This is a genomic window from Oleiphilus sp. HI0132 (genome assembly GCF_001635845.1).
The window spans coordinates 1-11,612 of record NZ_LWGJ01001242.1 but is presented as its reverse complement, the minus strand read 5'-3'; the positions used below and the strand labels follow the sequence as shown (position 1 = coordinate 11,612).

The 11,612-nt window shown below is 44.3% G+C and carries 12 protein-coding genes; 7 read left to right on the top strand and 5 right to left on the bottom strand.

The annotated features are described in order from the left end of the window. Positions 1-495, top strand: a 495-nt coding sequence (locus A3766_RS29775; RefSeq protein ID WP_197479626.1) for a hypothetical protein, incomplete at its 5' end; no start/stop codon positions are given. 86 nt (positions 496-581) lie between these two features. Here A3766_RS29775 and A3766_RS18600 read toward each other — a convergent pair. The 4 genes from A3766_RS18600 to A3766_RS18585 form a co-directional block, all read right to left on the bottom strand. After that, positions 582-941 (bottom strand): glutathione S-transferase N-terminal domain-containing protein, encoded by a 360-nt coding sequence (locus A3766_RS18600; protein WP_068509001.1) that lies wholly within the window; start codon positions 939-941, stop codon positions 582-584. 165 nt (positions 942-1,106) lie between these two features. Continuing rightward, a complete protein-coding gene (locus tag A3766_RS18595) occupies positions 1,107-1,850 on the bottom strand; it encodes a hypothetical protein (RefSeq protein ID WP_068510943.1) in 744 nt (247 codons plus the stop codon). Positions 1,851-1,945: 95 nt separating this feature from the next. Continuing rightward, the gene (locus A3766_RS18590) at positions 1,946-2,365 is read right to left on the bottom strand and encodes a hypothetical protein (RefSeq protein ID WP_068510945.1); all 420 of its coding nucleotides are present in this window, start codon (positions 2,363-2,365) and stop codon (positions 1,946-1,948) included. A gap of 51 nt (positions 2,366-2,416) precedes the next feature. Next, positions 2,417-3,343 (bottom strand): triacylglycerol lipase, encoded by a 927-nt coding sequence (locus A3766_RS18585; RefSeq protein ID WP_068510948.1) that lies wholly within the window; start codon positions 3,341-3,343, stop codon positions 2,417-2,419. Positions 3,344-3,672: 329 nt separating this feature from the next. Between A3766_RS18585 and A3766_RS18580 the strand changes: the two genes are divergently transcribed. From A3766_RS18580 to A3766_RS18570, 3 genes are all read left to right on the top strand, one after another. Then, the gene (locus A3766_RS18580) at positions 3,673-4,737 is read left to right on the top strand and encodes a helix-turn-helix transcriptional regulator (protein WP_068510950.1); all 1,065 of its coding nucleotides are present in this window, start codon (positions 3,673-3,675) and stop codon (positions 4,735-4,737) included. 16 nt (positions 4,738-4,753) lie between these two features. Then, positions 4,754-6,589, top strand: coding sequence for an alpha/beta fold hydrolase (locus tag A3766_RS18575; protein WP_068510952.1), 1,836 nt, complete (start codon positions 4,754-4,756; stop codon positions 6,587-6,589). A 107-nt stretch (positions 6,590-6,696) separates the two neighbouring features. Then, complete coding sequence (locus A3766_RS18570; RefSeq protein ID WP_068510955.1) at positions 6,697-7,512, top strand: lipase secretion chaperone; 816 nt, start codon at positions 6,697-6,699, stop codon at positions 7,510-7,512. Between the two features lie 30 nt (positions 7,513-7,542). Here A3766_RS18570 and A3766_RS18565 read toward each other — a convergent pair whose 3' ends face one another. Beyond that, a complete protein-coding gene (locus A3766_RS18565; protein ID WP_068510957.1) occupies positions 7,543-8,778 on the bottom strand; it encodes a diguanylate cyclase in 1,236 nt (411 codons plus the stop codon). Between the two features lie 144 nt (positions 8,779-8,922). Between A3766_RS18565 and A3766_RS18560 the strand changes: the two genes are divergently transcribed. The 3 genes from A3766_RS18560 to A3766_RS18550 all read left to right on the top strand — a co-directional run. Continuing rightward, positions 8,923-9,537 (top strand): 2'-5' RNA ligase family protein, encoded by a 615-nt coding sequence (locus tag A3766_RS18560; protein ID WP_068552615.1) that lies wholly within the window; start codon positions 8,923-8,925, stop codon positions 9,535-9,537. A gap of 231 nt (positions 9,538-9,768) precedes the next feature. Continuing rightward, entirely contained in the window at positions 9,769-10,122 is a 354-nt protein-coding gene (locus tag A3766_RS18555) for a hypothetical protein (RefSeq protein WP_068510086.1), read from the top strand. 123 nt (positions 10,123-10,245) lie between these two features. Beyond that, a partial coding sequence (locus A3766_RS18550) for an ATP-binding protein (protein ID WP_156508973.1) occupies positions 10,246-11,612 on the top strand: 1,367 nt, incomplete at its 3' end.

Genomic DNA, 11,612 nt, shown 5'->3' with positions numbered 1-11,612 from the left:
GAGCCTGAGCCTGAGCCTGAGCCTGAGCCTGAACCTGAGCCTGAGCCTGAGCCTGAGCCTGAGCCTGAGCCTGAGCCTGAGCCTGATAATTTTGTTGACGAAGCCCCTGATTCGTCAAGCAATAATTTTGGCTCATCAACAGGCCTTCCCGCTGGCGTGCTCGACCAAAATATTGGCCTGCGAACTAGCCTGGGAGACGAGCAACATTATCGGAGTGCCTTATCGCAATTCGTCGCTGAAGTTGGCGAGATCAGACAGCACTTAAACTCTGGGCTCAGCGCTATCAACAAACAAATGATCACTGAGAAAGCAAGCCGCTTACGCACAAGTGCTGAAGAACTGGGTATAAATAGAGTAGCTTGCCTGGCAATTGATCTGGAAAACAACACACAGTTCCCAAATGAAGTGCAAGAAGAAGCAATAAGCTCTTTTGCTAAAGAACTGGATTATGCAGAACAGGAAATCAGAAAGGTTCTTGGAGAGAGTAACAGCTAGATTTGTACCGAGCCTCGCTGGCAGGTCGCACCTTTGAACCTATCTAACTCCGCATAGCGAGGGCTGGGGCCCTCTGCAGGACTCTCTTATGTATATTGCTCTTGAAGATAAGAAATAATATCTGACGACTCATACATCCATTGTTGCTCACCATCTTTTTCTATTCTTAAGCATGGCACCTTAAGCTTTCCTCCACCGGACTGTAGCTCTTCAGCAAACTGCTTATTGCGTTTCGCATCACGAGTCTCAATATTTAAGCCCTGACGACGCGCAGCCCATCGAACCTTTACGCAAAATGGACAGGCAGCATACTGATATAGCGATATGTTCTGCGTCGCCGCGTCCAGTTCTAACTGCTTCTCGCTGGAAAGCTTGGGTTTACGAGGCTTAAACAGAAAATCAACTAATAGAATAATACGGCCTAATAGCCATCGAACAACAGACATGCAACGAACCTCTTTCGTAAATCGCTAGAATATGGCACCGTAAAACTGCACAAAACTTATACAGCTATCTCTACGGCGCACGCGGATTCTATCAGAAAAGAGGCATAATTTCCTAGGGATGATCAGCCCGAATCAAGGGAGCATAGGCCTGACAACAGGATCTACTTATAATTCGATCTTGGGTGCAAGGTAAGCACAAACACTCGTTACTTGCTGCCAGTCTTTAATCACTGAGGGGTTATTTTTCAAGAAGTGCTTAGCGACATAAGCTCCGCCAGCGGCTTCGGCCAGTACTTCATAATCATAATCGACCTCATCCGCATCCAAAGCCTGAAGCGCATCAAAGATACTCACTTCTGACTCTGCAAATGAATTAATGAGTCCTTCACGATACATCTCGATCAGCCTATCAATCGAATAAGCTTGAGTGTTAACTTGATAGCCCTTAGCCAACAACAAAATATCGATATCACTGCCTTGTTTAACCGCAAGAATACCTGCACCTTGATTGTTTCGGGAATTACCATTACCCACGAGTAAAATACGTGAGGTATATAGGTCAAAGGCATATTCAGCGACTTTATCCCGCGATTTGGTCTTGACCATATTCAAACCAATATCAATCACATTACTATCAAGCGCACCTTCCATGAATGAGTAGTGTGGCATTTCGACAAACTCGACATGAGAAAAGTATGCGCTCGAGCATTCCATCAAATTTGCAAGACTTCCTGAAGCAATACCGTTATCAACTTTGAAAGAAAGATGAGGTACGTAACCAATTCGAACGGACGATTCAAACCGCTTATTATCTGTGGCGTAGCTTGCTCCAGAGAGCAGTCCAGCCAGCATCGCGCAGACAATCATAGGTAAAAAGTGTCTAAAAGCAGACATAAAACGCATAGGCATGTAACTCACCTTAAATTTATTATGTAAGTGGTGGAAAAAGCTTGGGTTATTTTTATGATAGCACTACTTATGGTAATAGAAAGGCAAAGTAAAAACTATGCATTAGGTCTAGCTTGTGCAAGGTCATCCGGGGTAAGCAATTTAGCCGCACGATGGACAAGCTTGCCGCCACCTCTTAGTGAACGATAGACGATATCCAGAATATCTCGGTGCACGGCTTCAATAGGTTTGGCTATTTGACTCACTACGGGTAATTTTTGCATCACATAAAAGGGCTCTTCAGCAATTGAGTAATGAACCGTCTCAACTGTTTCTACCGTTTTATCGTAAGCGCTCGCCATCAAATCGATAGTGCCTGCTAATAAAGCTTGATTGGACACATCTTGCTGCCCAGCTTCGGGGATATAGGGTTTACGTATTACCTGATAGTTGATTAAATCGAGCGCTTTCCCCGCATGACGTGTACGCAATCTTCGCTCATCTTCATCAACCCAGCATGCTATCTGCTGGTACACGCGGTCAGAGTGCGCCAATGGAATATGTGGCAGGCCTTCAAAGTGAGCGTTTTAGCTATGTGTTGGCGCAGAGCCCGGGTTAGCACTACCCTGTCTGACCAAGCTACCCCCCATCACTCTGCTAATAAAGCTATCTTCATTCTTTCCAACACTACCACTAATAAAGTAATGACGAGCCTGATCATAGAAACTCGCACATGACGACTCAATGTCTTCAGATGGAGCAAAAAACTTCAAGCCATGCTTTAAATCTTGAATACCTTCACTCCGCCGATCAATCCAATCAGCCCAATGGCTAATGTAATCCCGAGGAAAGTGTCGAACGATTTCACCGCTAAAGTGGCCAAACTTTTCAAGCGGTGAGCCTTCGTGCGGTGTACCCAAGTACATACATTTACTTAAGTTCGAGAGCCAAGGCATATCAGTTTGGATGGCACAATATTGAGCATGTCGAAGTAAGAGTCCGCCCATACTGAAACCGACAAGCATCAGTTCATCAATATTAATCGGGTAGGCTTCGTGCAATTGAGTCAGTTGCTTTGCCAGAAGACGACCATTTTTTTCTAAAGAAAGTCCGGTATTGTAGCGAAGATAGAACGGTGTATAACCAAAATCTTCCTGCAACTTTGTACCATAGTTTTCCCTGACATCGCCGCCTTTATAGTCGAAACAGCTATCAATATAATGATCGACGAGAGATTCCCCTTCACTGGGAGCCTTTAGGTGGTAATCCCAAACCGTTTCCAGGTTTGTTAGCCCATGAACAAATACAACCACCTTATTACTTAACGGCGCATCCAGCTGATGAACGAGGTGTTCATTTAAGACCAAGCGTTTGTAGTGGTAATAAAAGCCCATCTGGATAGCCAAAGGGTTACATTCTTTTTCAAGGTAGTCACCTATCACTCCATTGAGGATGGAGCGCCCTAGACGCCCCCAATGTTTATGGGTCTCTTGACCTTCAACAGTATGACTCATACATGATCTCCGTAAGTGAAGATCTTCAGATTAGCATGTTTTCTGGAATATGAGACATGATCCAACTCAATCAATGAAGGCTATTCAAATGTCATCCCTCTTAAACACGAACTTAGCCAAGTAAGTACCGCTGTGACGAAGCCCTATAAATTCAGTGCGATAAGATCACAGAATCACCACGTACTTCTACTTATTAAGAAGTCTTGTCACAAAAACAAAGTGTCAAGACCGATTTGTTGCTTAAAATTCCCTATGATGCTCACTTATAAACGCACTAGATAAAAGACAAACGCTTTAACAGCATTGATAGATAAGTTTCGGAATAAAACGTGTATAGCAGTTCTATAAAAAAAGCGCCCCTTGACAGCTCAGTGCTCACCTTAAAGCTCTACGACAGTGCATCTAAAGGCCCCGAAGGCTTGGCACAAGAACTTTGCGACATCTTCGGCAGCGCTTCAATTGACCTTAGTGAACGCCTAATCCCTTGGCAAAGCTCGTTATTGAGCGAGACTGAGCTAAGCGACATTCGCAAGGAAGCACCGGCCGGTAGCTCTAGTTCTTATTATATTTTTGTTCACAAACACGTACTTTATCCGTGTATTCCTTTCGACCATCGCGCCGAGTTGGTCGCTAGCATTGCTTTTGATCGCCGCGCAGAAGCCCAGCTCCCCCTATCCAATACACAGAGACACCTACTGCCACATATCGCCCAGGCCTTACTTCTCTGCCATAAAATAAACCAACAGCAGCAAGAAATTGAATCAGTTTATCAAGTTCTGGGCCACTACCCACTCCCCACCCTTGCTGTCGATAACCAAGTTAATAGTGTGTTTAGCAATAAGTTGTTTAGACAATTAATCAATTCATCTATTACAAACGAAGAGTTTGACGCGAGTACATCATTAAGGCATCTAGCTCGTGAGCACATCGACCTACTGAAGTTATGCACTCGGGCTAATCAGCGCATCGTACTTAGAAATGCTATCCACGACTGTATGAATGCGACAAGCAAGCACAGCGTGTTGTTCAAGCTAAGTATTAATGAAATAGAATATCCGGTAATTATCAGCACGACAGCTTGCGTACCCAGGCTGTTCAGACATTACACCAGAACCGGCCTTGCATGGGTGTATTTTTTAGGCGCCAACTATGCGCAACACTTAAAAGAAAACCTAAGATTTCAGGCTCTGAAACTGAGTAAGGCAGAGAAAGAATTAAGCATTTTACTATTCGAAGGAGCTCGCCTTAGTGATATTTCAGAGCACAGAGGCGTCTCCGAACAGACTGTACGCAAGCAACTCCAATCAGTGCTTCGTAAAACTAGGCTTGAAAGCCAGGAAGCGCTAATTTTATTTTTATTTGAACACTGTATTGAATACGGATTAGTTAAGTAGTCACAAGGATGTAGTCATGATTAACCTGCTCGAAAATAACGCACCACTTACCATAGAGAAATTCAGCCTCGAAGAAGATGAACTGATCTCCCTTATCTATCGCTTCGCGAGCAAGAAAGACGAATGGTTCAATCTACTGCTGAGCCTGTCAAACTGTATTTCCATCTCTGAAAACCTACCTCATGAGCATCCGTTTAGAGACGTTTCCTTGCGTGTCATGAAACACCTGAAAACGGCGATCAAAATCAGTGCCCAACTTAGCAGCCAGGAACACCCCTTACAGACAGAAAGTTCCCTGAACCATATTCCCATGGCGGCATTAATTATTAATGAGACAGGCCGAATAATTGACATCAATGAGCGAGCTGAGCACTTCTTCAATGCCAGTCAGCACTGGCAAATTGATCAGGGTTACCTGAGCGCGGAACACCTTCGGCTGAACACAGAGCTTATGCCATTAACCGGCGACCAAAACTTCAGCATCATCTCACTAGCACTTGAACCCGTCGACTCAGCTGTAGAAAGCCTCAGCACTAAAAAGGCATACCAAGGCAAACCTAAGCTGGTCCATCTTACCGCCTTGCCAGGCAATGAGGCAGATATGCAGCTCAGCCAGCATTTTTATCTCTGTTTTCAAACAGAGCAGGAAGAGCTAATTAACACCGAGCTTCTCAAGGCACACTACCAGCTAACAGATACCGAGGCACTAGTCGTAGTCACCTTGATCAATGAGCTATCCAGCAAGAAGACTGCCACCAAACTAAAGTTAAAAGAGGCAACGGTAAGAGGCCACTTAAGCAACATTTATCAGAAACTTGGGGTGACTAGGAAACCGGAGTTAATCAGAAAAGTCTTATTATATAAACTCGGCTCCTCACATCAACTCGATAGGCCTTTATCTCCTATTGCTGACCAAACAAGCGAGCCTGAGCAGAACGTTATTTACCTGAAAGACGGCAGGCGTATGAGTTATTGCGATCATCCAAAGCCTGAACTTTTAAAAAATAAACGTGCAACTGACCCATATTGCTCGACCAGCTCCGAAACTCACGCCATCATTTTACTACATAACCTTATGGGCTCTTCAATGGAGTTACCTCCGGGTGCATCAAGCCTTTTTGAACAAGAAAATATCCGAATTATTGTTCCCGAACGTCCTGGCTACGGAGATTCTGACTGCCACCCCGAACGTAACCACCAAGACTGGTGCTCGGATCTTGAGCAACTACTAGATCACCTAAAACTAGATAAAGTAAAAATTCTTGCACACTCTATAGGTGGTAGTTACGCGCTTGCCTTGGCAGAGTTTCTGCCAGATCGCATCGAGCGCATTGCGATGGTTAATGCCATGCCGCGTATCGAAGATATTATGGCCTGCGCCAACATCCCTTCACTCGTAACGGCCGTTAATCGAAGTCTAAAGTTTGCTCCATTTTTGATCGAACCCATTTTAAAAATGGCTGTTGGAAAAGACATCGAACACTTTTATTCCCAGCAGTTGAACTATATTCGCCCCACACTTGAAGGTCGTGCTGCAGATATTAACTTGTTAAAAACAAGTCAATATCGAAACTATTCAACCGCTAATCTCAAGCAATCGGCTAAGCAAGGTGTTGGTATTTGGGCAGAAGAACTAAAGCTTAGCTTCAGTGCTCTTGCCTTTTCGGTAAAAAATTGTCGAACAGAATATCAATTCTGGCACGGCGAACATGATGATGTTATTCCCCTAGAAGCCGCTGAGCTGCTATCAAAGCACCTCAATACGACTCACTTTACCCGTCTGAAAAGTGAAACCCACTATCTTTTTGCTCGCCACTTTAACAAGATTGTTAAGCAACTCATCGCTAGCTAAGCCGCAATGAAATAGAAATCAGGGTGTGACAAGTCTTAGCGAGCACACCCTTCAACTCAACCCATGAGTACGAATCCGCATCACGCTACGGCGCGCTGCCCCTGCATATGTCTGATATAGCGATCGAACAGTTTTTAGTTGACCCTCAAGGGAAGCTAGTCATCAATGAGAACATCAAAAACATATTCGAGTATTTCCTTATGGCTTCTCATATCGAGGGACAAGACCAGGTCATTGAACGCATACGCGAGTATATTGAGATGAGTTTGTCTGGCGAAGCAACGATGAAAGCCCAGGAAATAGCAGACAATTATCTGCTTTATAAAGGCAACCTGAGTACAGAGCAATTTGCCATGAACACAGACTTCAGTCAGCAGGAAAACCTGACAATGCTGCGCTCTGCGCTTGATGATAAAAAAAACACACGTCGACAATACCTCGGTAAAGAACTAAGTGAAGCCTTGTTCGGTCACGAAGAACGTTATGATGACTATTCTTATCAGCGCTTACTGATCAACAGCGACAGTTCACTAAGCGAGCAGGAAAAAGATCAGCTGATGGCTCAGGCCGAAAGCCAACTGCCCAGTAAGATGGCTCAAGGCATGCGCTATAAGCGCGAAGAAAAAAAGCTCACCGCACAAATAAACAGGCTTAAGAATCAGTCTGACACGGCTGAAGAAATCTTCGATTTAAGAGCTAATTTCTATGGAGAAAAGATCGCACAAAGAATGGCCTACCTAGAATCCAATACGCCACAGTGGCAAGCTCGCCTAACAGAATTCTACCAACAACGGCAAGATATCCTAGACTCAAATGAATTAAGTGACGAAGCCAAAAAACTCGCCTTACAAGAAGCCAAAGATAATGCCTTCACCAGAAAAGAACAGATCAAGCTCGCCGTACAATCGATACGGGGAGCATAGAGAGCTTGTAATTGGATAATAGCGTGCCGACTAGACAGATCGCGGACTTTCTTTAATTGTGCAATTTCTCCCTGCCTCTTTTGCTTTATAAAGCAAGTCATCCGCCTTCTTGATGACCTCAGCTGGTCGATACCCTGGCTCGCTATTTGCCAAACCTATACTTATTGTCACCGAAACGGTCTTAGAAGGATTACCCTGACCTCTATGCTTTTTCCCTGTCTTCTTATCCTGCTCACGGTCATCGGACCTAAGCTTTAGCGCATAGTTTTGTATCGATTCACGCACGGCCTCGGCAAAGACAAAAATGTCGTCAGCACTTCGGCGGTTAAAGACAATGGTAAATTCTTCTCCACCATAACGGAAAGCTCGCCCTCCACCCTCGACCTGAGCGATCTTTGAAGCCACCATACGCAAAACCTGGTCACCCACATCATGACCATGGGTATCATTAAATTTTTTAAAGTGATCGACATCGAGCATCGCTACCGAGTAATGACGACCTAAAGTGGAAAGATAATCTTCCAAAGCACGGCGACCTGATATTCCGGTTAATGCATCTTTATAAGTCACCTGATAATTACTTTGTTGATAAAGAATAAACAAAGCCAAAAACAGCATTGAGAAGCATACTGAACTAAGGTGATTTGAAGAGAAGTCGAAAAAGACTGACACGCCAGATAGCCAGGTTAATAATAAAGCGAAATCTGCAACATGTTTGCGAATCAAGGCAAGCAGAGCTAACACTGAAAAACACAAGGCGTGGCAATATAACAAAGCCTCGGTCACCCAATACCGGTCTTCAAACAAAGCACTTTGGTGGTTGGCAATCGCCGCTAACTTAGCCTGCCACGCCTCACTGGCACCAAAATACCACAAGAGCATAGCTCCAGCCGCTAATACCAGTGCATATACTCCACCTGTTCGGTTAAACATACCTTTTTCAGGAACGAGCGAAGCAAACATCAACGATGTACAAAAAAGGAGATTAAGTCCACTAAACATCGCCATCACGTCTGATCTTGTCAAAGGCGTTTGCAGCTTCGTTTGAATAAAGTAATAGGCAAACAGGGCGATGAAAATCGGGGCAATAAAGCGGCTTCGATTAAACATGGCAGAAAAGCCAAGTAAGATACACGCTAATAGGTAAGGAGCAGTCCGCAGTACGTTTTCATCGAGAGCTTCAATAGAGCTGATACGAACCAGAAAAAAGGATAAAACGACAACAATTAAAGGGCTTAATCGCCAAGCATTTGCTAATAGGGGCACTGTTAATACTTCTTTGAAAAAACATGCTTTCAGTGTAGCTCAGATACTGGCATTGTGAGTGTGGATTGATATTTATTTGCACCAACACTCGCGCTTTAATTAAACTATTTCAGAACTTCCATATCACTCTGACCTATTTCACTTATGCAAAACCTTTCTGCCTCTCAGGCAAAGAATTCCATTGCAGTTAGCCCGCATGACCCGCTTAATTGGCATCAAGGTATTGAGCATTACGGCTTTTGGGCAATAGTGGTTCAGCAAGAAGACTGGCTCAAAGCCTTCCAACGCGCCCGCGCTCATGTCAAAACACTAGTACTACCTGATTACCAGAGAGCACCTCACATCACTTTATCTGCTTGCGGACTGGTGGATCCTGCTCACTTCTGCGAAGAGAAGCTCGCCCGGCAAATCAGAGCGCTTGAAGAATTAAAGCTTTCGCCCTTTTCTCTAGAAAGCCTAGGCCTAGACAGTTTCGAGACAGCCCCCTACCTTTCGATAAACAAGCACCCTCTTCTTCTAAAGATACGCGGTACACTGGAATCTATCTGTCAGGATAATCCCGCACGCGACTACCACCCTCATCTTACTTTGGGCTTTTATAAACAGTCGTACTCACTCAGCACCTTACAGCGCCACTTATCAGGCTATACACAGCCAGTCCTCCCAAGTCTAAGCGTACAAAGCCTATGCTACTGCACCTATCAGACCAAAGAAATCCAGGGAAACATCACAATAAGACACAAGCTCCCGCTTTCATAACGCAATAACACTCTCAGTTAACGCTGATAGCTCAAGAAAACCGATCTATCCCTAAGAATTATTCCTCCATTTTTACGGCGAAAATGCACAGTTATGCTATTTTTAAGGAGGGGCAAGCTTTAACGAAGCAATTATCGACGTCAGCACACTCCTGACACATATCAGTCAATTGCCTAGCCCCTAACCTCATTGAATAGCACTGGGCATATACTGACGTGGCAACAAACGTAAATGAATAAGCTAACTACATCACTATCCTTCAAGTTAGCGATACCAAGTATCCTTATTGGCACGATATTTTTGCTGTCCGTCTCGCTATTATTCTCTTATCACGCAGAGCGAACATTAGAGCGTGAAAGCAATATAATTGCCCAGCATATACAAGACACGCTACTTATCGCTAATGAAACCAATGCTAACACAGCTAATTTAAGGCGTATTGTTAAAGCCTTAACGGCACGAAATGACATGACCCGCTTGCTCCCGGTGGAACAGGCAAGTGGCATTATCAGCGCAGACAGCCAAGAAGAAAATATTGGCCAAAATGTTCATAATTCACTCGACAATGCCCAATTAGAAACCTAGAAGCGTTTCATCACAAATGGACAAAACCAGAATCATCAAATTAGCGATGACGGTTTTTTTCATCATGCTCGCATCAAACTACTGAACCCAGAGCTTAATCGCGTGCGCCCTTACGAGGTATTTATGGAATTTCATAATATACCGACATTTAAAGAAACCAAGACATTTCTCTTTAGCTTATTTCTACTCTGTGCTGGGGGAATTACCCTACTTGCGGCTACAGCCTATCTCAACCAGCGTAGAACCTTGATTAGGCCCTTGGAAAGCATTACCGAAGAGCTACACCAGCAACAAAGTAACGGCCTAAATTCTCCCTTAAGCTACCAAAGCGAGGATGAGTTAGGCACTTTGGTTAAGCGCTATAATGCTCTTGCCAAAGACATAGCCAAACGCGCTGAGGAGGTAAACGAAACCCGGCGTATTATCGATGGCATCACCGACGGTGTCCCCGTATTACTTTCCTACATTGATGCACAAGAGCGCTTTCAGTTCGTTAACAAGAACTATAGTCGCTGGAGCGGCCGTGATACTAGCACCTATAAGGGTAAAGCAATTTCTGAAGCCTTGGGTGAAGCCATTTACGAACGGACTCAACCCTACATTAAAAAGGCTCTAAGCGGGACGTCCTGTCACTTGGAAACAGATATGGCGACCGTTAACGGTATAAGGCATTGCAAAGCGAATTACCATCCTGATTTTGGCGAAAATAACGAAGTCCTCGGAGCCTTTATTTGTATCGAGGATCTTTCAGAGGTCAAAGTTTCAGCCTCAAAATTATCTGATTACGCACAAGAACTAGAATTCCGTGAAATAGCCCTTCAAGAAGAAAAAGCCGTTGCCGAAAATGCGTTGAAAGTTAAGTCTGAGTTCCTGGCCAGCATGAGTCATGAAGTACGCACGCCAATGAACGGTGTACTCGGCATGCTCAATCTGCTGATGAACACAGAGCTCAGTGATGAGCAAAGACAAAGAGCCTCATTGGCAAAATCTAGTGCTGAGTCCTTGCTAAGCTTGATCAACGATATACTCGACTTCTCTAAGGTTGAGTCAGGTAAACTCGAGCTTGAGCAGGTCTCTTTCGACTTAATTGACTTAATCTCCAGCTTGGCGAAAACACTTAGTAAGCAAGCATACGACAAAGACATAGACTTCGTTGTCGATGTTTCGGGCATCAATAAAACCCATATCACAAGTGACCCTGGGCGAATCAGGCAAGTCTTAACGAATTTAATATCGAATGCGATAAAGTTTACTTCTTCCGGTAGCGTAACCCTAAAAGTAGAAGTCTACGAAGACTTTGGTGACAGCCTGGATCTAATTTGCGAAGTTCACGATACCGGTACCGGAATAGCTAAAGATAAGCTGGCAACGATATTTGACTCATTCTCACAAGCAGATGCCTCAACCACTCGAAAATATGGCGGCACTGGCCTTGGTTTAACTATTTCTCGAAATTTATGCCAATTAATGCATGGCGATATTAGAGTCGC

Coding starts and splice junctions, on each gene's coding strand:
- A3766_RS18600 (WP_068509001.1), bottom strand. CDS start 941: ATGTCTGTTGTTCGATGGCTATTAGGCCGTATTATTCTATTAGTTGAT.
- A3766_RS18595 (WP_068510943.1), bottom strand. CDS start 1,850: ATGCCTATGCGTTTTATGTCTGCTTTTAGACACTTTTTACCTATGATT.
- A3766_RS18585 (WP_068510948.1), bottom strand. CDS start 3,343: ATGAGTCATACTGTTGAAGGTCAAGAGACCCATAAACATTGGGGGCGT.
- A3766_RS18575 (WP_068510952.1), top strand. CDS start 4,754: ATGATTAACCTGCTCGAAAATAACGCACCACTTACCATAGAGAAATTC.
- A3766_RS18570 (WP_068510955.1), top strand. CDS start 6,697: ATGTCTGATATAGCGATCGAACAGTTTTTAGTTGACCCTCAAGGGAAG.
- A3766_RS18560 (WP_068552615.1), top strand. CDS start 8,923: ATGCAAAACCTTTCTGCCTCTCAGGCAAAGAATTCCATTGCAGTTAGC.
- A3766_RS18555 (WP_068510086.1), top strand. CDS start 9,769: ATGAATAAGCTAACTACATCACTATCCTTCAAGTTAGCGATACCAAGT.